This window comes from Mesorhizobium sp. LSJC269B00, assembly GCF_000502815.1.
Lineage (GTDB): Bacteria > Pseudomonadota > Alphaproteobacteria > Rhizobiales > Rhizobiaceae > Mesorhizobium.
Genome location: NZ_AYVN01000007.1, coordinates 202,862 through 225,885 on the forward strand (window position 1 = coordinate 202,862; position 23,024 = coordinate 225,885).

18 protein-coding genes and 2 pseudogenes are annotated in these 23,024 nt (G+C 62.7%); 15 read left to right on the forward strand and 5 right to left on the reverse strand.

From position 1 onward, the window contains the following. From X771_RS145870 to ftsH, 6 genes are all read left to right on the forward strand, one after another. Nucleotides 1-1,158 (forward strand): energy transducer TonB, encoded by a 1,158-nt coding sequence (locus X771_RS145870; RefSeq protein WP_023688961.1) that lies wholly within the window; start codon nt 1-3, stop codon nt 1,156-1,158. Nucleotides 1,159-1,198: 40 nt separating this feature from the next. Continuing rightward, nucleotides 1,199-2,503 (forward strand): Tol-Pal system beta propeller repeat protein TolB, encoded by a 1,305-nt coding sequence (gene tolB, locus X771_RS145865; protein WP_023688962.1) that lies wholly within the window; start codon nt 1,199-1,201, stop codon nt 2,501-2,503. 248 nt (nt 2,504-2,751) lie between these two features. Further along, on the forward strand, nt 2,752-3,258 hold the full coding sequence (pal, locus tag X771_RS145860) for a peptidoglycan-associated lipoprotein Pal (RefSeq protein ID WP_023684182.1): 507 nt from the start codon (nt 2,752-2,754) through the stop codon (nt 3,256-3,258). A gap of 211 nt (nt 3,259-3,469) precedes the next feature. Beyond that, nucleotides 3,470-4,552: a tol-pal system protein YbgF gene (gene ybgF / locus X771_RS145855; RefSeq protein WP_023688963.1), complete on the forward strand. Its 1,083-nt coding sequence runs from the start codon at nt 3,470-3,472 to the stop codon at nt 4,550-4,552. Nucleotides 4,553-4,603: 51 nt separating this feature from the next. Next, on the forward strand, nt 4,604-6,010 hold the full coding sequence (tilS, locus tag X771_RS145850; RefSeq protein ID WP_023688964.1) for a tRNA lysidine(34) synthetase TilS: 1,407 nt from the start codon (nt 4,604-4,606) through the stop codon (nt 6,008-6,010). Nucleotides 6,011-6,113: 103 nt separating this feature from the next. After that, a complete protein-coding gene (ftsH, locus tag X771_RS145845; protein WP_023673598.1) occupies nt 6,114-8,039 on the forward strand; it encodes an ATP-dependent zinc metalloprotease FtsH in 1,926 nt (641 codons plus the stop codon). A gap of 67 nt (nt 8,040-8,106) precedes the next feature. Here the strand turns inward: ftsH and X771_RS145840 are convergent, their stop codons facing one another. Beyond that, complete coding sequence (locus X771_RS145840) at nt 8,107-8,475, reverse strand: helix-turn-helix domain-containing protein (RefSeq protein ID WP_023688965.1); 369 nt, start codon at nt 8,473-8,475, stop codon at nt 8,107-8,109. 185 nt (nt 8,476-8,660) lie between these two features. Here X771_RS145840 and X771_RS145835 point away from each other — a divergent pair, with 185 nt between their 5' ends. Both X771_RS145835 and X771_RS145830 read left to right on the forward strand, forming a co-directional pair. Then, nucleotides 8,661-9,425 carry an SDR family oxidoreductase gene (locus X771_RS145835; RefSeq protein WP_023688966.1) on the forward strand — a complete coding sequence of 255 codons (765 nt, stop codon included), beginning with the start codon at nt 8,661-8,663 and terminating at the stop codon, nt 9,423-9,425. A 19-nt stretch (nt 9,426-9,444) separates the two neighbouring features. Continuing rightward, nucleotides 9,445-10,323 (forward strand): annotated as a pseudogene (locus X771_RS145830) (NAD(P)-binding domain-containing protein); the annotation flags it as partial. 73 nt (nt 10,324-10,396) lie between these two features. Here the strand turns inward: X771_RS145830 and X771_RS145825 are convergent. Further along, complete coding sequence (locus X771_RS145825) at nt 10,397-10,849, reverse strand: hypothetical protein (RefSeq protein ID WP_023688968.1); 453 nt, start codon at nt 10,847-10,849, stop codon at nt 10,397-10,399. Nucleotides 10,850-11,087: 238 nt separating this feature from the next. Continuing rightward, complete coding sequence (locus X771_RS145820; protein WP_023688969.1) at nt 11,088-12,089, reverse strand: hypothetical protein; 1,002 nt, start codon at nt 12,087-12,089, stop codon at nt 11,088-11,090. A 347-nt stretch (nt 12,090-12,436) separates the two neighbouring features. On the opposite strand from X771_RS145820, the gene glmM reads away from it, so the two are divergent. The 5 genes from glmM (at nt 12,437) to serA (ending at nt 19,011) form a co-directional block, all read left to right on the forward strand. Continuing rightward, complete coding sequence (gene glmM, locus X771_RS145815) at nt 12,437-13,789, forward strand: phosphoglucosamine mutase (RefSeq protein WP_023688970.1); 1,353 nt, start codon at nt 12,437-12,439, stop codon at nt 13,787-13,789. Between the two features lie 250 nt (nt 13,790-14,039). Continuing rightward, nucleotides 14,040-14,885: an outer membrane protein gene (locus tag X771_RS145810; RefSeq protein ID WP_023688971.1), complete on the forward strand. Its 846-nt coding sequence runs from the start codon at nt 14,040-14,042 to the stop codon at nt 14,883-14,885. A 228-nt stretch (nt 14,886-15,113) separates the two neighbouring features. Continuing rightward, nucleotides 15,114-15,974: an outer membrane beta-barrel protein gene (locus X771_RS145805; RefSeq protein WP_023688972.1), complete on the forward strand. Its 861-nt coding sequence runs from the start codon at nt 15,114-15,116 to the stop codon at nt 15,972-15,974. Between the two features lie 201 nt (nt 15,975-16,175). Beyond that, complete coding sequence (locus X771_RS145800) at nt 16,176-17,351, forward strand: phosphoserine transaminase (RefSeq protein WP_023688973.1); 1,176 nt, start codon at nt 16,176-16,178, stop codon at nt 17,349-17,351. A 58-nt stretch (nt 17,352-17,409) separates the two neighbouring features. Beyond that, nucleotides 17,410-19,011, forward strand: coding sequence for a phosphoglycerate dehydrogenase (serA, locus tag X771_RS145795; protein WP_023688974.1), 1,602 nt, complete (start codon nt 17,410-17,412; stop codon nt 19,009-19,011). Between the two features lie 62 nt (nt 19,012-19,073). On the opposite strand, the gene X771_RS145790 is transcribed toward serA, so the two are convergent. Then, nucleotides 19,074-19,538 (reverse strand): DUF2231 domain-containing protein, encoded by a 465-nt coding sequence (locus tag X771_RS145790; RefSeq protein ID WP_023688975.1) that lies wholly within the window; start codon nt 19,536-19,538, stop codon nt 19,074-19,076. Between the two features lie 105 nt (nt 19,539-19,643). Then, nucleotides 19,644-20,549 (reverse strand): DMT family transporter, encoded by a 906-nt coding sequence (locus X771_RS145785; RefSeq protein ID WP_023688976.1) that lies wholly within the window; start codon nt 20,547-20,549, stop codon nt 19,644-19,646. A gap of 209 nt (nt 20,550-20,758) precedes the next feature. Between X771_RS145785 and X771_RS145780 the strand changes: the two genes are divergently transcribed. Together X771_RS145780 and X771_RS145775 are read left to right on the forward strand one after the other, a co-directional pair. Continuing rightward, on the forward strand, nt 20,759-22,057 hold the full coding sequence (locus tag X771_RS145780) for an adenylosuccinate synthase (protein ID WP_023684197.1): 1,299 nt from the start codon (nt 20,759-20,761) through the stop codon (nt 22,055-22,057). A gap of 76 nt (nt 22,058-22,133) precedes the next feature. Continuing rightward, nucleotides 22,134-23,024, forward strand: a pseudogene (locus X771_RS145775) (hypothetical protein); the annotation flags it as partial.

Below are 23,024 nucleotides of genomic sequence, written 5' to 3' on the forward strand. Positions count from 1 at the left end.
ATGAAGACCGGCCTCACCACATCGGTGATACTGCATACGGTGGCACTGGCTTTCGGCCTGTTCACCCTGTCGGCGCCGGCCGCGCTGCCGTCCACGGATGTGGAGTCGATAGCGGTCGACATCGTTCCCATGGAAGCCATTGCGCAGACGCTGCAGGGCGACAAGAAGGCGGTGATGCACGAAAAGCCGGCGCCGATGCCGACCAAGCGTCCCGACATCGTGCCAGATGCACAGAAAATCGGCGAGAACAGCGTTGATACCGACAAGCCGGTGACGGACGAGCCCAAGCCGAAGCCGGTGGAGAAAACAGCGACGGCTGCTCCGGCGCCGACCCCGACCGAAAAGCCGAAGACCGAGGACACGCCGAAGCCAAAGGAAGCGCCGAAGCCGACACCTGCGACGGAGGTGGCGCCGGAGCCGCAGCCGAAGGAAGAGGTCAAGCCCGAGCCGGTGAAGCAGGTTGAACCGAAGCCGACCCCGGTGAAGGAGCCTGCACCAACACCGCAGCCGGACACGACCGCCGCCATAGAGCCGAAGCCACGCGTGAAGCCCGACGCGGTCGCCGAAGCCATATCGGATCAGCAGCCTCTGGAAGAAGCGCAGCTTCCGACTTCCGCTCCTGCTCCGGAAGCACGGCCGAAGCCGCAACCGGCGCAGGCTGAAAGCGCGAAGGCTCCGGACCGCAAGGACGCCGACAAGCCGGTCAAGGAAGCCTCGTCGAAGCCGAGGTCCGAGGAAAAGCAGTTCAATGAAGGTGAGATCACTGCTCTGCTCGACAAGCAGAAGCCTTCTGGCGGCGGCGCCAAGCGCTCGACGCAGCAGGCGTCGCTCGGCGCCGACAAGACCCAGGGCCAGAAACTGTCGCAGGCCGAAATGGGCACTTTGTCGGATCAGCTGGGCAATAGCTGGACCCTTCCGGTGGGGGTTGAGGGCTCGGAAAACTTCGTCGCCGTGATCGTGTTCAATCTCGATGCCTCCGGCAAGCTCGAAGGCCGTCCGACCGTCGAAAAATCGAGCGGAAACCGCCAATTCGACGAGAGTGCGGTACGTGCCGTCCAGAAGGCAAACATGGCTGGCCTGCAAGTTCCTGCCGGCAAGCATGATATCTGGGCCCAGGTTCGAGTCACTTTCGACCCCAGGGAGATGCTGGGGCTCTAGGCCTGGTATCCACAAAATCAGTTACGAGAAGCGAGAAGACATGAAATCCATCCTCAAGCCGCTCCTGACGATTGCAGCCATGGCGCTGGGCATGACTGCCGTTGCCACCTTGCCGGCGCGAGCACTCGTCGAGATCAACGTCAACAAGGGCAATGTCGAACCGTTGCCGATCGCAATCACCGATTTTCAAGGTGAGCTTGGCGCCCAGATTTCCGATATCGTCAGCGCCGACCTGAGACGCTCAGGCCTGTTCGCACCGATAGACAAGAACGCCTTCATCGAGAAGATCGCCAATCCGGATGCGCAGCCGCGCTTCGACGACTGGAAGGTGATCAATGCGCAGGCGCTGGTTACCGGCAGTGTCGCAAAGGAGGCGGACGGCCGCATCCGCGCCCAATACAGACTGTGGGATACTTTTGCCGGCCAACAGATGTCGGGCGAACAGTTCTTCGCCAATGACGCCAATCAGCGCCGCGTGGCCCACATCATCGCCGACGCGATCTATGAGCGGCTGACCGGCGAAAAGGGCTATTTCGACACGCGCGTCGTCTTCATCGACGAATCCGGCGCCAAGAATGCACGCAAGAAGCGGCTCGCCATCATGGATCAGGATGGCGCCAACGTGCGCTATCTCTCCGACGGCCGCTCGATCGTGCTGACGCCGCGTTTCTCGCCGAATCGGCAGGAAATCACTTACATGTCGTATGAAAGCGGCCAGCCGCGGGTCTATCTGCTGCAGATCGAGACCGGACAGCGCGAACTGGTCGGCAACTTTCCCGGCATGACCTTTGCGCCGCGCTTCTCGCCCGACGGCCAGAAGGTGATCATGAGCCTGCTGCGCGATGACGGCAATTCCAACATCTTCGCCATGGACCTGCGAAGCCGCTCGACCACCCGGCTGACCAACTCGACCGCCATCGACACCTCGCCCTCTTATTCGCCCGACGGCAGCAAGGTGGTATTCACTTCCGATCGTGGCGGCCGTGCGCAGATTTATGTGATGGGCGCCGACGGCTCGGGCCAGACCCGCATTTCGTTCGGCGACGGCGTCTATTCGACGCCGGTGTGGTCGCCGCGCGGCGACCTCGTCGCCTTCACCAAGCAGACCGGCGGCGAATTCCAGATCGGCGTCATGAAGACCGACGGTTCGGGCGAGCGCATCCTCTCCTCGGGCTTCCAGCAGGAGGGACCGACCTGGGCGCCCAACGGCCGCGTGCTGATGTTCTTCCGCGACTCCGCCGGCGGCCCAAAACTGGTTTCCGTCGATCTCACCGGCCGCAACGAACAGTCGATCCCGACCGCGAATTTCGCGTCGGATCCCGCCTGGTCGCCGCTGCTGGAGTAGTTTCGGCCGAATTGCCACACCTGCTAAAAGGGGCCCGTTTGGCCCCTTTTTCATTCATTAGTCGCGTTTCGGCCGCATTTCCGCCTAGGGTCCGCGCCAACTGTGACCGTGGATTTGAAGGTCGTGGACGGACGATCGAAACCAAACATTAACCGTATTTCTTGAATGCCGGTTAACCCAAACGTGGTTACTGGGTGATCAACGAAATCACTCGAAATACGATCACTCGAATACGAAGGAGAGGCGGCATGGGCCGTATCGCAGCACTTACCAGAAACCCGGCGATGATCGCCCTGATCGCGATGCTCGCCATCACCGGTTGCGCCTCGAAGAAAACCCCGAACAACGCTGCCGATCTCGGTCTCAATGGCGCGGGTGCCGCAACGCCGGGCTCGGCGCAGGACTTCACCGTCAACATTGGCGACCGCATCTTCTTTGACACGGACTCGACCGCGATCCGCGCCGATGCGCAGACGACGCTGTCGCGGCAGGCACAGTGGCTCAACCAGTACAAGCAGTACGCCATCGTCGTCGAAGGCCATGCTGACGAACGCGGCACACGTGAATACAATCTGGCTCTCGGCGCCCGCCGCGCCGCCGCCACTCGCGACTTCCTGGTCGCCAGGGGCGTCTCGGCGAGCCGATTGAAGACGATTTCCTACGGCAAGGAACGTCCGGTCGCGGTCTGCGACGACATCTCCTGCTGGTCGCAGAATCGCCGCGCCGTCACCACGCTCTCCGGCGCCGGCTCCTGATGAGTAAGACGGCGGCCTTAGTCGCATAATTGCAACACCTCCATGCGAAAGGCGGCCTTGTGGCCGCCTTTTTCAGTTTCGGCCCCGGAAACAAACCCGGAAACAAAATTTGGCCGAAGTCTCGCCTCCTGCTAAGAGCCGAGGGCGTCGTGCCGGTCCCACTGTGATCGGAAGGCGCGAACAGGCTCACGATATTCACGGCGAGAGGCACATGCATTTCAGATCGGTCTTGAGCGGCACGCTTGCGCTGCTGCTCGTATCAGGCTTCGCGGCTTCTGCGAGCGGCACCGGACAACCCGCGGATAGCGGCTTTTCCTTCCATCTGCCGACGCTCGGCATTTTCGGCAAGAAGGAGAAGCCGGAGCAGCAACAGATCGCGCAGCAGCAGGACGGCACCGCCGCCGCGGGGCTGGAAGATCAGCTCCGGCAGATGAACGGCAAGCTCGAGGAACTCAACTTCCAGATCCTGCAGATGCAGGAGCAGATGCGCAAGCAGCAGGAAGACAACGAGTTCCGCTTCCAGCAGTTGGAAGGCGGCTCCAGCGGGCAGCCGCCGGCCCAGAAGAAATCGGAGGTCGCGCCGCAGGACGGTGGCGCGGGCACCGGCGTCGCCGAGGCCCCGGCAGACCAGGCGCCGGCCGATGCCGGCGCGCAGTCGGATGGCGGCCAGAGCGTCGGCGAGGTCATCGTCGAATCGCAGACCGGCGATCCCGGCAAGGTGATCAACGGCACGCCGCCCAAGACCTTCGGCACCATCACCGTCGACAAGAACGGCAATGTAATCGACGCCGGCGGCAACACGCAGGCAGCGGCGCCGGCGGAAGGTGCGGCTCCCGCCGCCGAGGCGCCGGCTGCCGGGGCTAAGACCGGCAAGTCGGACGGCACGGTGGTGGCGGCGCTGCCTGCCACCAACAACCCGGAAGAGATCTACCGCAACTCCTACCAGTTCATCCTGTCGGGCGACTACAGCACCGCCGAGCAGGGTTTTCGCGACCACATCGCCCGCTTCCCGAAGGACGCCAAGGCGGCGGACGCGCATTACTGGCTTGGCGAATCGCTGCTTGGCCAGCAGAAGTATCATGACGCTGCCGAGGTTTTCCTCTCCGCCAGCAAGGACTATCCGAAGGCCAAGAAGGCGCCTGACATGCTCCTGAAGCTTGGCGTGTCGCTGGTCGGCCTCAAGCAGAAGGATGTCGCCTGCGCCACCTTCGGCGAGATCGGCAAGCGCTATCCCGATATTTCGGCCGCGCTCAAGGAACGCGTCAAGCAGGAGAGGGCGCTGGCGGCGTGCTAGTCTTTGCCGTGTCGTCCCTGAACCGGGACCACTTTTGCGCGACATGCATTGATGCTCGATACCGAGCCTGACCTTTCGAATTTTTCGCAGATCGACTTTACCAACGGCGCGCTTGCGGCCGTGTCCGGCGGCAGCGACTCGACCGCCCTCCTTCTTCTCCTCAAGGCTCACCTCGACCGCAGCGCCCCGACAGCCCGGCTGCTGGCGGTGACGATCGACCACGGCCTGCGTCCGGAAGCAGCAGTCGAAGCGCGCAAAGTGGCAAAGCTTTGTGCCGAGCGCGGCATCGCGCACCGGACGCTCAACTGGTCCGGCGCCAAGCCGTCGGCCGGCCTGCCCGCGGCGGCGCGCGAGGCGCGCTACCGGTTGCTGGCCGAGGCAGCGCAGGCGCAAGGCATTGGTGTGATCGTGACCGGCCACACCGCCGACGACCAGGCCGAGACCGTCCTGATGCGAGCCGCGCGGAATGATGGGCGAGAGCTTGCAGGCCGAGGTCTGGCCGGCATGGCGCCTGCCACTCTCTATGACTGGCGGACCTGGATCGCGCGGCCGCTGCTCGGCGCTCGGCGCGCGGCGTTGCGCGCCTTCCTGCAGCGCGAACATGTCGGCTGGGTCGAGGATCCGACCAACATCGACACGAATTTCGAACGCCCGCGCATCCGCGCCGTGCTCGGCGAAGACCGGAGCGGGCAGCGTTTTGCCGAAGCGATCGGCCTGGCCAGGCGGGCCGCCGGCGAGCGCGAACAACTCGGTCGCCGCGCCGCCGCCCTGATCGGTGAATTTGCCAGCCGGCCGGCGAGGGGTCTCATCCGTCTCGATCCCGGTCTTGCCGAAGCTGACGACACGCGAGCCGCGGTCTATGCGCTGCGTGTCCTGCTGGCGGCGACGGGCGGCACCGCCTTGTTGCCGGACCAGGCGCGCGGCGAAGCGCTGTTCGAGCAAATGCGGGCCGGTCGGCTTTGCGCCACATTGTCGCGGGCGGTCGTCGATATCAGGCGAAACGGCATCTTCCTGCGCCGTGAATCGCGCGACCTGCCGCGTTCCGCGCCGATAGCTGGCACTCTGCTCTGGGACGGTCGCCGGCGGATCACGCCAGACATCGAAGCCGGGGCGATCACATTGGGCGACAGTTCGGGTGCATGGTTGATCGCGCCGCTTGGCGCTGCTGCCGCCGCCAAAACGCCGATTGCCGGGGATGGCTCGCCGCCAAGCCTTGTGCGCGCCGCCCTGGCTGCGGAACCGGCGCTATGGCGCGGCGGCGAATGCCTTGGTTTTGCAGGGGATGTAGCGGCGGCGGCGGCAATCGCCGTCAGCCCCGCCGTTGCGCCCTTTGCCCGTTTTCTGCCGTGCTTCGATCTGGTGTTGGCGCAGGCCGTGGCCGAGTTGATCGGCGCACCGCCTGTCTCGGCTTGCCCTTTGGCCGCCACAGTGCCGGTTGATCATGGCGCGAAAGCTTAACCCAGACGTGCTGTTATGCTTGGCAAGGGGGGGCGCTCTCCCTATGTTAGGCGCAAGTTTCCTCTCATGACGCGTGTCCCAGCGGGCACCAACGGGACAATTGATGAATCCGAATTATCGCAATCTCGCGCTCTGGGCGATCATAGCGGTCCTGCTCATTGCTCTCTTCAATCTGTTCCAGACGCCGCAGACTCGCGGGGCCTCGACCGACGTTCCCTATTCGCAGTTCCTGCAAGAGGTCGCGGCCGGCCGGGTCAAGACGGTGGTCATCGCCGGCGCCCGCATCACGGGCACCTACGCCGACAACGCCAATGGCTTCCAGACCTATTCGCCTGGCGATCCGCAGCTGGTCTCGCGGCTGCAGGACAAGAACGTCACCATCAATGCGCGGCCTGAGTCGGACGGTTCCAACTCGCTGTTCAGCTATCTGATCTCCTACCTGCCAATGATCCTGATCCTTGGCGTGTGGATATTCTTCATGCGCCAGATGCAGTCCGGCTCCGGCCGCGCCATGGGTTTCGGCAAGTCGAAGGCCAAGCTTCTCACTGAGGCGCATGGCCGCGTCACCTTCCAGGATGTCGCCGGCGTCGACGAGGCCAAGGAAGATCTGGAAGAGATCGTCGAGTTCCTGCGCGATCCGCAGAAGTTCCAGCGCCTCGGCGGCAAGATCCCGCGCGGCGTGCTTCTGGTCGGACCTCCCGGCACCGGCAAGACGCTGCTCGCCCGCTCCGTCGCCGGCGAAGCGAATGTGCCGTTCTTCACCATTTCGGGTTCCGACTTCGTCGAGATGTTCGTCGGCGTCGGCGCAAGCCGTGTCCGCGACATGTTCGACCAGGCCAAGAAGAATGCTCCCTGCATCATCTTCATCGACGAAATCGACGCCGTCGGCCGCCATCGCGGCGCCGGCCTCGGCGGCGGCAATGATGAGCGCGAACAGACGCTGAACCAGCTGCTGGTCGAGATGGACGGCTTCGAGTCCAACGAGAGCATCATCCTGATCGCCGCTACCAACCGGCCCGACGTGCTCGACCCGGCGCTGTTGCGTCCGGGCCGTTTCGACCGCCAGGTGGTGGTGCCGAACCCCGACATCGTCGGCCGCGAGAAGATCCTCAAGGTGCATGTGCGCAACGTGCCGCTGGCGCCGAATGTCGACCTCAAGGTGATCGCGCGCGGCACGCCGGGCTTCTCGGGTGCCGACCTGATGAACCTGGTCAACGAATCCGCTCTGATGGCGGCGCGCCGCAACAAGCGCCTTGTCACCATGGCCGAGTTCGAGGACGCCAAGGACAAGATCATGATGGGCGCCGAGCGCCGCTCGTCGGCCATGACCCAGGCCGAAAAGGAGCTCACGGCCTATCACGAGGCCGGCCATGCCATCCTGGCGCTCAACGTGCCGTCGGCCGATCCGCTGCACAAGGCGACCATCATCCCGCGCGGCCGCGCGCTCGGCATGGTCATGCAGCTGCCGGAAGGTGACCGCTATTCGATGAGCTACAAATACATGATCTCACGGCTCGCCATCATGATGGGCGGCCGCGTTGCCGAGGAGTTCAAGTTCGGCAAGGAGAACATCACCTCGGGCGCCTCCTCGGACATCGAGCAGGCGACCAAACTGGCGCGCGCCATGGTCACCCGCTGGGGCTTCTCCGACAAGCTCGGCCATGTCGCCTATGGCGACAACCAGGAAGAGGTTTTCCTCGGCCATTCAGTGGCGCGCACGCAGAACGTCTCGGAAGAGACCGCGCAGATCATCGACGCCGAAGTGCGCCGGCTGATCGACGAGGCCTATGTCACGGCCAAGTCCATCCTGACCAAGAAGAAGAAGGAATGGATCGCTCTGGCGCAGGGCCTGCTCGAATACGAGACGCTTTCGGGCGAAGAGATCAAGCAGCTGATCGCCGGGCAGAAGCCCGCGCGAGATTTGGGGGATGACACCCCCACAAGCCGCGGCTCGGCTGTGCCGAAGTCCGGCCGCCGCAAGAAGGGTCCCGAGCCCGAAGGCGGCATGGAGCCTCAGCCGTCGAGCTGAGCTGACATCATGTGATCCAAGAAAACGCCGCGGCTTCGATCCGCGGCGTTTTGCTGTTCAGGGTCTCTCAAACAGCGGGCGATGCGGATGCATTTACTTTGCCGGGGCGCACACCGTCAGTCCGGCCAGCATGTTGCTTGCCCCATCTGGCCAGCGGGATCAGGGCATTGTCCAGCTCGATGCCGAATTCGGTAATTGAGTATTCGACCCTCGGCGGCACCTCGGGAAAGATTTCGCGATGGACGATGCCGTCGGCCTCCATTTCGCGCAGCTGTTGGATCAGCATCTTTTCGCTGATGTCAGGCACCAGCCGCTTCAGCTCACCGAATCGTGCCGGCGCCTTGTGAATCTGCCAGAGCAGTAGCGCCTTCCATTTGCCGCTGATGACCTCCAGCGCCGGCCCCAATCCGCAACTATCTGGCTGTTTCTTTCCCATGTTTCATCCAATTCTGAGCAATCGGTGGGTAGCTTACATTTTTGTCGGTACTTGAGAAAAACCAAGCCGGTCCATAGCTTCAAACCAGCTCGCCGGCATCGGCGAACACCACAACATCATATCGGTACCTCGCTTCGACCTGCAAAGGCCGTCGGCGGCCGGATTTTGTCAAAAAGGGATGGATCATGACACGATACGCAAACAAGAAGGCCGTTGTCATCGGCGGGACGCACGGCATGGGGCTCGCCGTTGCCGAAGCCCTGATCGAAAGCGGCGCCGAGGTCCTGGTCACCGGCCGCGACCAGCGCAACATCGAGGCCGCGCGAGCCAAGCTGCTTTCGCGAGCTCATGTCGTGCGGTCCGATATCTCAGACATGGCCGATATCGTCACGCTCGGTGCCGAAGTGGGGCAGAAGCTTGGCCAGATCGACTTCCTTCACGTCAATGCCGGGGTGGCCAATCTCGAACCCGTCGAGCGGGTCACCGAGGACAGTTACGATCGCACCTTCGACATCAACACCAAAGGCGCTTTCTTCACCGCGCAGCGCCTGCTGCCCCTCATCAGGGATGGTGGCGCCATAGTCTTCACCTCGTCGATCGCCGACGAATCCGGCACTGGCGGCATGAGCGTCTATTCCGGATCGAAGGCGGCACTGCGCGCCTTCGCCAAGGTCCTGGCCGCCGAGCTTCTGCCGCGCCGGATCCGCGTGAATGTGGTCAGCCCTGGTTTCATCGATACGCCGACGATGGGTGTGGCCGACGCCTCGGCCGAGGAGCGGGCCGCCTTCATGGCGATCGGCGACGCGGTCACGCCGATGAAGCGCCACGGCACGATGGAGGAGGTGGCGCGCGCAGTGCTGTTCCTGGCTTTCGACGCGACCTTCACCACGGGCGCGCGGCTGACCGTGGACGGTGGCCTTGGCCAGGACCTGACCCCGACACCGGCGTAACCGCGCAACCAAACCAAGGAGAAGCAGAATGAGCGACATAACAGTAATCGGTCTCGGCGCCATGGGCACTGCGCTTGCCGAAGCCTTTCTGAACCAGGGACATGCGGTGACGGTGTGGAACCGTTCTCGGGCAAAGGCTGAGGCTTTGGCAGCCAAGGGCGCCATTGTGGCCAAGAGTGTCGAGGAAGCCGTCAGATCGAGTCCACTGATCGTGGCGTGCCTGCTTGTCTATGACACCGTTCGTGAGGTGCTCGGCCCAAGCCGAGAGGCGCTGTCGGGCCGCACATTGGTCAATCTCACCAACGGCACGCCCGAGCAGGCGCGGGCGATGTCGGGCTGGGCGGTGAGCCAGGGCGCCAGCTATATCGACGGCGGCATCATGGCGGTGCCGCCGATGATCGGCGGGCCGCACCCCCTGATTCTCTACAGCGGTTCGCGCCAGGCGTTCGATGCCTGTTCGGGGCAGCTCGGAGCGCTCGGCACCAGCAAATTCCTCGGTGAGGATCCAGGCCTCGCGCCGCTCTATGATATCTCGCTTCTGACCGGCATGTACGGCATGTTCGCGGGCGTTCTGCAGGCGTTGGCATTGACGGGCGCAGCAGGAATCCCGGCCGGCGAGTTCATGCCGCTGCTGGCCTCCTGGCTTCAGTCGATGCAAGGCCTGCTGCCGAAGTGGGCGGAACAGATCGACAGTGGCGATCACACCAGCAATGTCGTTTCCAACCTGGGCATGCAGGCTGATGCCTATGTCAATGTCATCGATGCCAGCAGGTCGGCTGACGTCAGCACCGAACTCGTCTTGCCGATGCAAAGCCTGATGAAGCGCGGGGTGGCTGCCGGCCAGGCCAATGCCGATCTTACAAGCCTGGTCGCACTGCTCTCGAAACAAGGCGCTTGACGGGGCAAGACCCAAGAGAAGGCCCGCCAACCTTGCGGTTGGGGGCCTTCGATCTTCAAACGCTGCTGGTCGATCAGCTCTTCAGCTTGGCGTTGCAGAGGCTGTAATAGCCGCCGCCCTTCTGGATCCAGCGAAGGCCGTTCAACGTACCCGCGTCCTTGTTGCCGTGGTAGCCCTGCAGGCAGGTCTTCATACGCGCCTTCGAGGGCTTCTCGGTCTTGAATTCGGCGGCGAGGGTGGTCGGGAATGTCACGCCCGTCGGCGCTACAGCGGGGGCGACCGCCGCGCTGGTTTCCTTCTGCGACTGCGGCTCGGTTTTGACCGCATCCGCATTGGCACTCTCCGCAGCTGACGTCGCACACTTCTCTGTGCGGAAAGCGGTCCAATCCATGCCGTTCAGAGTGCCGCCCTCCTTGGCTGTGCGATAGGCCTCGCCGCATTCCTTCATCGTCAGTGCGCTTGCAGGGGCGACGCTCCAAGCAATCCATGCCGTCACAGCCAATGCCGCCAATTTCAATCTGGACATAAGACCCTCCTGGTTGACAAAAGTTTGATGTCCTTTTGTATACCATTTGTTCTTCATATGTTCAACTGGAATCTTTGCGAACCAACCATAAGTCTGCGGTGGGCAGTGTGGGCGAATAGATGATGCCAACACCTTCCGCGGTATGTAAACGCGGGCAACGCCAGGTGTCTTCGAGCGCAATAAAAAGGCCCGCGCATGCTGCGATGCGCGGGCCATTCTGGAGAATATGGCTACGCGATCAGCTCTTCAGCTTGGCATTGCAGAGGCTGTAGAAGCCGCCGCCCTTCTGGATCCAGCGCAGGCCATTGAGCGTATTGGCGTCCTTGTTGGCATAATACACCTCGAGGCAGGTATGCATGCGGCCCTTGGCCGGCGTCTCGCCGGCGTATTTCTTTGAGATCGCGGCCGGGAACTTGACACCTTTGGGAGCGCTGACCGAGGGCTTCTCGGGCTCGCTGGTATAGGTCGCCTCGCTCGGAGCCGGCACGGTGTCGTCGTCATCTGCGCCGGCGCCGCATTCGGCCTTGCGGAAGTCGTTCCACTTCTTGCCACCCAGCGTATTGGCAGACTTGGCAGCCTGGTACTTGGCGCTGCAATCGGCCATGCTCAGGCCCTTGCCGCTGCTGCCGGCAGCTGCCTTGGTGGTTGCCTTGGCGGGTGCTGCCGCGGCCGAGGCCCCGGCGGCGCATTCGGTCTTGCGGAAGTCGTTCCACTTCACGCCGTTCAGCGTGCCGGCGGCCTTTGCCGCCTGGTATTTGGTGCTGCATTCCTTGGCCGTCAGGCCCTTGGCGCCATCGTCGGTTGTGGCTGCGGCCTTGGTCGTGGCCTTGGCCGGTTCTGCCGCGGCGGATGCGCCGGCGGCGCATTCGGTCTTGCGGAAGTCGTTCCACTTTGCGCCATTGAGCGTACCGGCGGCCTTGGCAGCCTGGTACTTAGCGCTGCATTCCTTGGCCGTCAGACCCTTGGCGCCATCATCAGCAGCGGCGGCCTTGGTCGTGTCCGTCTTGGCCTCAGCGGCCTTCTTGGCCGCCGGCTTTGCGGTCTCGGTGGTGGCCGCCGCGTCGGTGCCGCACTCGGCCTTCCGATACTGATTCCAGGTCTGCCCGTTCAGCGTGCCGGCGTCCTTGGCGGCATTATACTTGGTACTACACTGGGCCATGGTCAGCGCGCTGGCGGGCGCCGCCATGAACAAGGTTGCGACGGCAAGACCCGTCAAAGTTGCAAGTCGGTGGATGAGCATGCGTTTCTCCCGTTGCTGCGCCCATAGGTTGTACCTGTGTCAATCAATAGCTCTCAACGCTAGGCTGCGCCAGATGCTAAACGGCGTTCTCCCGATAAGGTGATGGATCCATTGCGATCGGCCCACTCCAACAGTCCGGATTACCGGCCCAATCTGCGCGGTGTGGCCCAGTGTGAATGCTATATTGCGGCAACACCGTGTCATGGTACGTTGCCCAACGCTCCGAACAGCCTGCTACAATGATTTTCTAAGAATTGGTAATATACAATCACACAATGTGATAGTCGGGCTCGGACCAATTGTGGCATTACGAGCCGGCTGAAAAACCGACGGGGATTCTGGCAAGCATGGCAGGACGTTATTTTGGCACCGACGGCATTCGCGGGCGCGCCAACAAGTTTCCGATGACGGCTGAGATCGCGATGCGGGTCGGCATGGCCGCCGGCCTCTCGTTCCAGCGCGGCAGCCATCGCCACCGCGTCGTGCTCGGCAAGGATACCAGGCTGTCCGGCTACATGATCGAAAACGCCATGGTGTCCGGCCTGTGCGCGGCCGGCATGGATGTGTTCCTGCTCGGCCCGATCCCGACACCGGCGGTCGCCATGCTGGTGCGCTCGCTGCGTGCCGATATCGGCGTCATGATCTCGGCCTCGCACAATCCCTATTACGACAACGGCATCAAGCTGTTCGGTCCCGATGGCTACAAGCTCTCCGACGAGATCGAGGAGCGCATCGAGAGCATGCTCGACAAGGATATCGAACTGGCGCTCGCCGATTCCGACGGGCTCGGCCGCGCCAAGCGCGTCGACGGCGTGCATGACCGCTACATCGAATTCGCCAAGCGCACGCTGCCGCGCTCGATGTCGCTGTCGGGTCTCAGGATCGTCGTCGATTGCGCCAATGGCGCAGCCTACAAGGTGGCGCCCGCCGCACTTTGGGAACTGGGCGCCGAGGTCATTGCCATCAATGTCGATCCGAACGGTTTCAACATCAACAAGGAATGCGGCTCGACCCATCCGGCCGGCCTGCAGAAGAAGGTGCATGAAGTGCGCGCCGATATCGGCATCGCACTCGACGGCGATGCCGACCGTGTCGTCATCGTCGACGAGAACGGCGCCATCGTCGACGGTGACCAGATCATGGCGCTGATCGCCGAGTCCTGGCACCAGAGCGGGCGATTGGCCGGCGGCGGCGTCGTCTCGACGGTGATGTCCAATCTCGGCCTCGAACGCTTCCTTGGCGACATGAAGCTGCAGCTGCATCGCACCAAGGTCGGCGACCGCTATGTCGTGGAACATATGCGCGCGCACGGGTTGAATGTCGGCGGCGAGCAGTCGGGCCACATTGTGCTGTCCGATTTCTCGACCACTGGCGACGGGCTGGTCTCGGCTCTGCAGGTGCTGGCCTGCATCAAGCGGCAGAACCGGCCGGTCAGCGAATTGTCGAAGAAATTCGAGCCGGTGCCGCAACTGTTGAAGAATGTCCGCATCGCCGGCGGCAAGCCGCTTGAAGAAGCCTTGGTCAAGGCGGCGATCGAAGATGCGCGCAACCGTCTTGGCAAGGCCGGCCGCCTGGTCATACGGCCCTCCGGCACCGAGCCGCTGATCCGCGTCATGGCCGAGGGCGACGACCCACAGCTGGTCGAGGCCGTGGTCAACGACATCGTCGACATCATTTCGGAAACGCGCAGCGCCGCCTGATTGCGCTGCCTCCAACGGCAGGGGCGAACTGCCGGCACAAGACTTCAAGCCCGCCTGCAGGCGGGCTTTTTGTTTCGGCCAGGGTTGGTCCCAGCGTCAGGCGGCGGAGGCCGTTTGCTAAAATGTCGAGAATTCGTGGTTAATCGACAGGGTTAAACGCCTTTTAACTTTTGCAATTCATTATCCACAACTGAGGTCAAACACATTCGAGCGGATTCAAAGTTCCGACGGGTTCTCAGGGGTGACAAACATGTTCAATACAGCAAAAATGGCTTTCCTTGCCGCGCTGTTCGCAGGCGTGGCCGGGCCAGTATTCGCCGCCGATCTGGCGGAGCCGCCAGTGGTCGAAGAGGCGCCGGCGCCGATCGCCTACGAGCAGCCGGCCGATTTCGGCGGCTGGTACATCCGCGGCGATATCGACTATCATTGGTCGAAGTTCCGCGGTGGCGACTATATTACCTACGGACCCGGCACGAACGACTTCGACGCCGGCAAGCTCAAAAGCGCATTTTCGGCCGGCGCTGGTGTCGGTTACCAGATCAACCAGCATTTCCGTACCGATCTCACACTCGACTGGATGAGCAAGTCCAAATTCCGCGGCTCGACCAGCGGAACCTGCGGCGATCTGCTTCCTTGTACTTCCGTCGACACTTCCTCCTATTCGGCATTGTTGCTCCTCGCCAATGCCTATGTCGATATCGGTACTTGGCACGGCGTGACGCCCTATGTCGGCGCCGGCATCGGCGGTGCATGGCTGAAGTGGGATACGCTGCACAACACCGACAGAGACGGTTCGTTCGAGCACCGCGGCGGCAAAGGCTGGCGTTTCGCCTACGCCCTCATGGCCGGCGCCTCCTACTGCCTGACCGACCGCGTCAAGCTCGATGTCGGCTATCGCTACAGCCACATCAATGGCGGCCGCATGTTCGAATATGCTTCTGGACTGGGTGGCACCACCGGCGCTGGTCCGGGCTTCGATCGCGGCATCAATGTGCACGAAGTGCGCGGCGGCCTGCGCTACCAGTTCGGCCGGTCGGACTGCGCCCCGCCGCCGGAGCCTTACCAGCCCGAGCCAGAGCCGATCTACACCAAGTAAACGCTTCGAAACTCCAGTTCGCGAACCGCCCGGCTTTTGCCGGGCGGTTTTCGTTTGTGGTCTCAAAGAGACCTTCCAGACGGCATTGACCGCCAGGAAAAAGCCCGGCGAAATCAATTCGGTAACGCTCCGTTATCCTTAACCCTGACTTAACCACTATGGTTAACAATGCTTGTTGAAACGGCGCTCGCCTTCAACGAGGGTGCCAATTTCAGGAGCCGGGGACCCATGAATTTCAAATTGCTGACAGCGCCGGCACTTGCCGCACTCGCGCTTGCGCTGCTGACGCCGGCGCAAGCCGCGGACTACGATCCGCCGATCTATGTCGATCAGGCGCCGGACTATCAACCGGTCGAGGTCGGCTCGGGCTGGTATCTGCGCGGCGATGTCGGCTACGCGTTTAGCCATCCCTTCGAGCATGAGGAAGCGACAACCGGCCCGCTTAACAGCTTTACCGATGAGAGCAGCCTTTTCACAGGCAGTTTCGGTATGGGGTATCATGTCAACGACTATCTTCGGGTCGAACTGAACGGCGGGATTCTTCCGACCGACAAATTCGGGGAACACGCCAAGTTGGCAGCCACTTGCGACGGCCATACGCTTGTGGACGACGGTTTTGGCACCATCAATTCCGTCGCGGCTACGCAGGCATGCGATCTTTCCGACAATGCTTCCAACAAAGGCTACAGCATCATGGCCAATGGCTATGTCGATCTCGGCACCTATGTTGGAATCACTCCATATCTTGGCGGAGGGGTCGGTGTCGCATATAATAAATATTACAGGAGCATTGGGGCGAAGGATTGCGTGGAAGTGGCCCCCAATTCGTCCGGCACGGGCGGGTTCTCTTGTGATGATCCGGCCGGCTACGAGGGTGCAACGGATAAAGAGGGCAAATTCAACCTTGCTTATTCGATCGGTGGCGGTCTTTCCTATCAGGTGGCCAAGAACGTGTCGGTTGACCTTGGCTACGAATATTTCTCGGTGCCGGAGGGCAAATACGTCGCTTATGACCGCGGCGCCTTCAACATCCACAAGGGCATCAATTATCAGACGGTCAAGCTCGGGCTGCGCTACGACCTCTGGTAGGCTGGCTGCAGATACGAAACCCGACGGCGGATCTCTTCGATCCGCCGTTTGCGTTTGGGGTCACGAAATCCTGATCCCGGACTGCTCCTATCGTGTCAGCGACAAAAACTTTCCTCTTGACGCCTGAGGGTTGAACGCATATCGCCGTCCGTGGGCCACCCCTCCCCAACGAGGGGCCACTATCTGGAAGGATAGACCACGATGACGACGCACACGAAGCCCGGACTCCGTCCGGCAAATCCCAATTTCTCCTCAGGTCCCTGCGCAAAACGCCCCGGCTGGTCGGTCGAGGCGCTGAAGAATGCCGCGCTCGGCCGTTCCCACCGCGCCAAGATCGGCAAGACCAAGCTCGAACAGGCGATCGAGCTGACGCGCGAAATTCTCCAGGTTCCGGCGGATTACCGTATCGGCATCGTGCCGGCGTCGGACACGGGTGCTGTCGAGATGGCGCTGTGGTCGCTGCTCGGTGAACGCGGTGTCGACATGGTGGCATGGGAAAGCTTTGGCTCCGGCTGGGTGACCGATGTGGTCAAGCAGCTGAAGCTCGCCGATATCAGAAGGATCGAGGCAGGCTATGGCGAGCTGCCGGATCTCACCAAGATCGATTTCGACCGCGATGTGGTCTTCACCTGGAACGGCACGACCTCAGGCGTGCGCGTGCCGAATGGCGATTTCATTCCAGCCGACCGCAAAGGCCTGACCATCTGCGACGCGACCTCGGCCGCATTCGCGCAGAGGCTCGATTTCCAGAAGCTCGATGTCGTCACCTTCTCCTGGCAGAAAGTGCTGGGCGGCGAGGGCGCACACGGCATGCTGATCCTGTCGCCTCGCGCCGTCGAGCAACTGGAAACCTACAAGCCGGCGTGGCCGCTGCCGAAAATCTTCCGCCTGACCTCGGGCGGCAAGCTGATCGAAGGCGTCTTCAAGGGCGAGACCATCAACACGCCGTCGATGCTGTGCGTCGAGGACTATCTCGATGCGCTTCATTGGGCGAAGTCGATCGGCGGTCTCGATGCGTTGATTGCCAGAGCCGATGCCAATGCCGCCGTGCTCGATGGCTTTGTCGACAAGTCGTCCTGGCTCGGCCATCTCGCGGTCGATGCGGCGACACGGTCCAACACGTCCGTATGTCTGTCCTTCACCGACGCCGATGTCGCGGCGCTCGACGCCGACGGACAGGCGGCCTTCGCCAGGGCGATCGTCTCTGTGCTCGACAAGGAAGGCGTCGCCTACGACATCGGCTCCTATCGTGACGCACCTTCCGGTCTGCGCATCTGGTGCGGCGCCACCGTCGAGACCTCCGATCTCGAGGCGCTGCTGCCTTGGCTCGACTGGGCCTTCGCCACGCAGAAGGCTTCGCTGAAGGCCGCAGCCTGAGATTTCGTGGCGGCCTGCGGGCCGCCCTTTCCCGACAATCCAGTTCAAGGAGGCCGCCATGGCGCCCCGCGTTCTCGTCTCTGACAAACTCTCCACCACCGCCGTCCAGATATTCAAGGACCGCGGCATCGAGGTCGACTATTTGCCCGATCTCGGCAAGGACAAGGAAAAGCTGCTCGAAGTCATCGACCAGTATGATGGTCTTGCCATCCGCTCGGCGACCAAGGTCACGGAAAAACTGATCAACGCCGCGACAAGACTCAAGGTCGTCGGCCGCGCCGGCATCGGTGTCGACAATGTCGACATCCCCGCGGCGAGCCGCAAGGGCATCATCGTGATGAACACGCCCTTCGGCAATTCGATCACCACGGCCGAACATGCGGTGGCGATGATCTTTGCACTCGCACGGCAGATCCCGGAGGCCAATGCCTCGACCCATGCCGGCAAATGGGAAAAGAACCGCTTCATGGGCGTCGAGATCACCGGCAAGACGCTGGGTGTCATCGGCTGCGGCAATATCGGCTCGATCGTCGCCACGCGCGGCGTCGGCCTGAAGATGCATGTCGTCGCCTTCGATCCGTTCCTGTCGGACAAGCGCGCCGAGGAACTCGGCGTCGACAAGGTCGAGCTGGACGAGCTTTTCGCCCGCGCCGATTTCATCACGCTGCACACGCCGCTGACTGACAAGACGCGCAACATCATCGACGCGGCGGCGATCGCCAAGATGAAGAACGGCGTGCGCATCATCAATTGCGCGCGTGGCGGGCTCATCGTCGAAGCCGATCTGGTCGCGGCGCTGAAGAGCGGCAAGGTGGCGGGCGCCGGCGTCGATGTGTTCGAGGTCGAACCGGCGGAGAACAACGCGCTGTTCGGCATGGAGAATGTGGTGGCAACGCCGCATCTCGGCGCCTCGACAGCGGAAGCACAGGAAAATGTTGCGCTGCAAGTAGCCGAGCAGATGGCCGACTATCTGATCAAGGGTGCGGTTTCGAATGCCATCAACATGCCCTCGATCACGGCCGAGGAAGCACCGCGGCTAAAGCCGTTCGTCAAGCTCGCCGAAGTGCTCGGCGCCTTTGTCGGCCAGGTCACCGAGGACCCGATCAACGAGGTCGAGATCCTGTTCGATGGCTCGACCGCGACGATGAACACGCGTGCCCTGATCAGTGCCGCGCTTGCCGGACTGATCCGGCCGCAGGTCGCCGACGTCAATATGGTGTCGGCGCCGATCATGGTGAAGGAGCGCGGCATCATCGTCGCCGAGGTCAAGCGCGACAAGTCGGGCGTGTTCGACGGCTACATCAAGCTGACGGTGAAGACCGAGCACATGACGCGCTCGATCGCCGGCACCTGCTTCTCCGACGGCAAGCCGCGTTTCATCCAGATCAAGGGCATCAATCTCGACGCCGAGGTCGGCCAGCACATGCTCTACACAACCAATGCCGATGCGCCCGGCATTATCGGCCTGCTCGGCACGGTGTGCGGTGAGAACGGCGTCAACATCGCCAACTTCCAGCTCGGGCGCAACCGGCCGGGCGGCGACGCGATTGCGCTGCTCTATCTCGACGCGCCGTTCCCGGAGAAAGTGCTGGAACAGGTCAAGGCGCACAAGTCCATCGACTCGGCCAAGCGGCTGCAGTTCGACGTCAACGCAATGTAGTTGACGGCGTGGCGGATGCGGCGGTCCTCCCCCATCATTGGGCGGCCGTCGCAGAGGCCGGTTCAGGTCAATTCGTCTGAGCCGTCGGAGACGCCCACGCGATGCCGATAGACCAGTTCCCAGCCCTTCCACCCTGTAAACAGCAGGATCAGAACCACGATCAGCGATAAGATAAAGCCGGTCGGGATCACAGCCGCCGCTCCACCGACATAACGCGAGTACCAGTTATAAGGCTCGATCAGCACGACGAGCACGTTGCCGCCGGCATGGAGCCATGCCGTCGTGAGATTGCGGATCTGAACATCGCCGAGAACGTCCGTCAGGCCGGTAAGAGCGGCCAAGGCGCCCATGATCAGGCCGGCGCCGAGAAGCCAAAGCGATCCGGTGACCCACCCGGGATCGGCTGTTTGCCAGAAAATCAGATCGCAAACGAAGGTACCGACAAAGAAGGCGATCGGAAACGGAATCAGCATTGGATGAATGGGGTGACCGGCAATGCTTGCTGTGCTGCGAGGGTTATGGCTCATCTTGTTGCCTCCCACGGAAGCAAACTCCGCCAGAGGTAAAATGTTCCAGGTCGGCGCGCGGCAGCAGTTATCGCGACGGCGGCGCAGCGCGGCAGCGGCCAAATGTTATCCGCAGCGGTTCGGTGCCGACATCTTGCGCCCGCTGTATTCGGCGAGCGAAATGCCGCCCAGCACCAGGGCAAGCGCCAGCGCCTGGTAGAGCTGGAATGTCTCGCCGACAATCAGCACTGACAGCAGCGTGCCGAAGATCGGCACCAGATTGATGAACAGCCCGGCACGGTTGGCGCCGATCAGTTCGTTGCCCCTGATATAGGTGATCTGCGAAATGACCGAAGCGCCGATCGCGGTATAGACGATGACCACCCAGCCGCTGATATCGGGGACGATAACCTTGCCGGCGGCGACCTCCCACAGGAAGAACGGCAGCGAGGTGATGAGGGCAGCGATCGCCAGGGACAACATCAGGCTCTGCCAGCGCATCACCGGCTTCAGCCGCAGCCCGACCGAATAACCGCTGTAGAGGACGACCGCGACCAGCATGATGGCGTCGCCGAAATTGAGTTCCAATGTGAGCAGCCGGCGCGGATCGCCGTGGCAGGCAGTCAAGATGACGCCGAAGATGGTCAGCACCACGCCCGCAATCTGAGCCCAGCTCACGCGCAGGCGGAAGAAGAAGAAATTGGCAATGATGATCAAGACCGGCATCGCCGCCTGTTCGATCGAGACATTGATCGCCGTCGTGTAGTTGAGCGCGGTGTAAAAAATGGTGTTGAACAGAGTGAAGCCGCTGGCGCCAAGTGCAGCCAGGACGAACCAGTGTTTGCGCACCACCGGCCAGTCCTCCCTGATCGTGCGCCAGCCGATCGGCAGCAGGATCGCGACGGCCAGCACCCAGCGCAGGAAGACCAGCGTCATCGGCGAGACGTGATCGACCGCCAGCTTGCCGGCGACGGAATTGCCGCCCCACAACAAGGTGGTCAGCAGCAGGAACAGGTAGGCGCGTCGATGCATTGCGGGATTCCGGCCGCCTGGGGAGTTGTGTTTGCCGGCCTATTGCCCCCGCCGACGCAAGTAAATGATGTCAAAGCCGAAAATTGTTGTGCCTCAGGGCATTTTCGGCGGCAAAGAAAGGTCGCGCTTGCGAGGTCTTGACGCTATAGAGGCCTGTCGTTTCGAACCATATCCAGGCCGCCAGGGCGGCATCTCAAGGGAAAAGAAACATGGCCAATGTGGTGGTCGTCGGCTCGCAATGGGGCGACGAAGGCAAGGGCAAGATCGTCGACTGGTTGTCGGAGCGCGCCGACGTGGTCGTGCGCTTCCAGGGCGGCCACAATGCCGGCCATACGCTGGTCGTCGACGGCAAGGTCTACAAACTGTCGCTGCTGCCGTCGGGCGTGGTGCGGCAAGGCAAGCTGTCGATCATCGGCAATGGCGTCGTCTTCGACCCGCACGCCTTTGTCGCCGAAGTGGCAAAACTCAAGGCGCAAGGCGTCGAGGTCACGCCGGACCGCCTGAAAATAGCCGAAAACACCGCGCTTATCCTGTCGCTGCACCGGGAGCTGGACGGATTCCGCGAGGACGCCGCCTCCAATTCCGGGACGAAAATTGGCACGACGCGTCGTGGCATCGGCCCAGCCTATGAAGACAAGGTGGGCCGGCGCGCGGTTCGGGTGATGGATCTGGCGGATTTGGAAACGCTGCCCCTCAAGGTCGACAGGCTGCTGACGCATCACAATGCGCTGCGTCGCGGGCTTGGCCATGGCGAAGTCACGCATGAGGCGATCATGACCGAGCTGACCTCGGTCGCCGATGAGATCCTGCCCTATATGGACCGCGTCTGGAAAATCCTCGACGACAAGCGCCGCGCCGGCGAACGCATCCTGTTCGAGGGCGCGCAAGGCACGCTGCTCGACATCGACCACGGCACCTATCCGTTCGTCACCTCGTCCAACACCGTTGCCGGCCAGGCAGCCGCCGGCTCGGGGGTAGGCCCCGGCGCCATCGGCTATGTCCTGGGCATCACCAAGGCCTATACGACGCGTGTCGGCGAAGGCCCGTTCCCGACCGAGCAGAAGAACGAGATCGGCGAATTTCTCGGTACGCGTGGCCACGAATTCGGCGTCGTCACCGGGCGCAAACGCCGTTGCGGCTGGTTCGACGCCGTGCTGGTGCGCCAGGCCGTCGCCGTCAACGGTATCAAGGGCATCGCCCTGACCAAACTCGACGTGCTCGACGGGCTGGATGAGATCAAGGTCTGCACCGGCTACCGTCTCGACGGCGAAACGATCGACTATCTGCCGGCCAGCCAGGGCGCGCAGGCGCGTGTCGAGCCGGTCTACGAGACGCTCGAAGGCTGGAAAGGCACCACAGCCGGCGCGCGCAGCTGGAACGACCTTCCGGCGCAGGCCGTCAAATATGTCCGTTACATCGAGGAGCTGATCGGGGCACCCGTCGCGCTCCTTTCCACCAGCCCGGAACGGGACGACACGATACTTGTGACCGATCCGTTTCAAGACTAGTTTTCTGAAGCCTTTCCGGGCATCGCGGCCGATTTGCGGGGGCCGGCGCGGAAACAAAATACAGGTCGACTGAAGCATGGCAGATTTCGTTGCTATTCTGAAAAAGGCGCTCGACAAGCACGGCGACGAAACGCCCGAAAAGCGTACGCGGATCTATGAAAGCGTTCGTACCATGCTGGCGAAGAAGCTTGCGGAGTATTCGCCGCCGCTGGCCGCCGAAGCCATAAGCACGCAGAAGCGATCCCTGGAAGATGCCATCTCGAGCGTCGAGCGCGACTATGCCAGGGCGGTGCCGGCATCCGATCCGCTGGCGGAGCTGGAGCACATCTTCTCCTCCATAGACCGCAACAAGAACCAGTCCAGTCATGTAAAGCCTTCCGCCACGCCTGCGCCGGCCTGGCAGCCGGCGAAACCGGTGCAGCCGGCGCCGGCCGCCAGGACAGAGCCGAGCTGGCAGAGGCCCGCGCCGACACCGCCGTCGCCTGCGGCGCGTGCAGAAACCATCGACAAGCAAGCCGTGGAGCTGGACGCCGACGACGACAGCGCCGATGTGTTCGCCAATGACGAGCAGCCGGTCGCGGACACGTTCCAGCGCCTGCGCCCAGCCGAGCGCAGGCGCAGCTATGGCGGGTTGATCGCGGCTGTCGTCGCGCTTCTGGTGGTCGCCGGCGGCGGCTATGGCATCTGGCTGAACAAGGATGCCTTTGGCTCGATGCTGGGCCTCGGCGGCGACACCAAGACGGTCTCGACCGAACCGCTGGTAAAGCCGGCGCCGGCCAAGCCCGCGGCCGATGCACCGGCACCGGCCGCTGCCGGCGAGGGAACGAAGTTCACCCAGCGCCTGTCGCCCGAAGGCGGTGAAACCGACCCCGGTCCCGCGGCCGGTCAAAGCGGCATCGGCGAGGGCGAGTCCGTCGCCGCGCTGACCACACCGCCCCCCCCGGCTCCAGCGCCACCTGCGGCTCCA

What these genes read in the sequence shown, in the direction of transcription:
- X771_RS145870 (WP_023688961.1), top strand. Translation starts at nt 1, where the DNA reads ATGAAGACCGGCCTCACCACATCGGTGATACTGCATACGGTGGCACTG.
- tolB (WP_023688962.1), top strand. Translation starts at nt 1,199, where the DNA reads ATGAAATCCATCCTCAAGCCGCTCCTGACGATTGCAGCCATGGCGCTG.
- pal (WP_023684182.1), top strand. Translation starts at nt 2,752, where the DNA reads ATGGGCCGTATCGCAGCACTTACCAGAAACCCGGCGATGATCGCCCTG.
- ybgF (WP_023688963.1), top strand. Translation starts at nt 3,470, where the DNA reads ATGCATTTCAGATCGGTCTTGAGCGGCACGCTTGCGCTGCTGCTCGTA.
- tilS (WP_023688964.1), top strand. Translation starts at nt 4,604, where the DNA reads ATGCTCGATACCGAGCCTGACCTTTCGAATTTTTCGCAGATCGACTTT.
- ftsH (WP_023673598.1), top strand. Translation starts at nt 6,114, where the DNA reads ATGAATCCGAATTATCGCAATCTCGCGCTCTGGGCGATCATAGCGGTC.
- X771_RS145840 (WP_023688965.1), bottom strand. Translation starts at nt 8,475, where the DNA reads ATGGGAAAGAAACAGCCAGATAGTTGCGGATTGGGGCCGGCGCTGGAG.
- X771_RS145835 (WP_023688966.1), top strand. Translation starts at nt 8,661, where the DNA reads ATGACACGATACGCAAACAAGAAGGCCGTTGTCATCGGCGGGACGCAC.
- X771_RS145825 (WP_023688968.1), bottom strand. Translation starts at nt 10,849, where the DNA reads ATGTCCAGATTGAAATTGGCGGCATTGGCTGTGACGGCATGGATTGCT.
- X771_RS145820 (WP_023688969.1), bottom strand. Translation starts at nt 12,089, where the DNA reads ATGCTCATCCACCGACTTGCAACTTTGACGGGTCTTGCCGTCGCAACC.
- glmM (WP_023688970.1), top strand. Translation starts at nt 12,437, where the DNA reads ATGGCAGGACGTTATTTTGGCACCGACGGCATTCGCGGGCGCGCCAAC.
- X771_RS145810 (WP_023688971.1), top strand. Translation starts at nt 14,040, where the DNA reads ATGTTCAATACAGCAAAAATGGCTTTCCTTGCCGCGCTGTTCGCAGGC.
- X771_RS145805 (WP_023688972.1), top strand. Translation starts at nt 15,114, where the DNA reads ATGAATTTCAAATTGCTGACAGCGCCGGCACTTGCCGCACTCGCGCTT.
- X771_RS145800 (WP_023688973.1), top strand. Translation starts at nt 16,176, where the DNA reads ATGACGACGCACACGAAGCCCGGACTCCGTCCGGCAAATCCCAATTTC.
- serA (WP_023688974.1), top strand. Translation starts at nt 17,410, where the DNA reads ATGGCGCCCCGCGTTCTCGTCTCTGACAAACTCTCCACCACCGCCGTC.
- X771_RS145790 (WP_023688975.1), bottom strand. Translation starts at nt 19,538, where the DNA reads ATGAGCCATAACCCTCGCAGCACAGCAAGCATTGCCGGTCACCCCATT.
- X771_RS145785 (WP_023688976.1), bottom strand. Translation starts at nt 20,549, where the DNA reads ATGCATCGACGCGCCTACCTGTTCCTGCTGCTGACCACCTTGTTGTGG.
- X771_RS145780 (WP_023684197.1), top strand. Translation starts at nt 20,759, where the DNA reads ATGGCCAATGTGGTGGTCGTCGGCTCGCAATGGGGCGACGAAGGCAAG.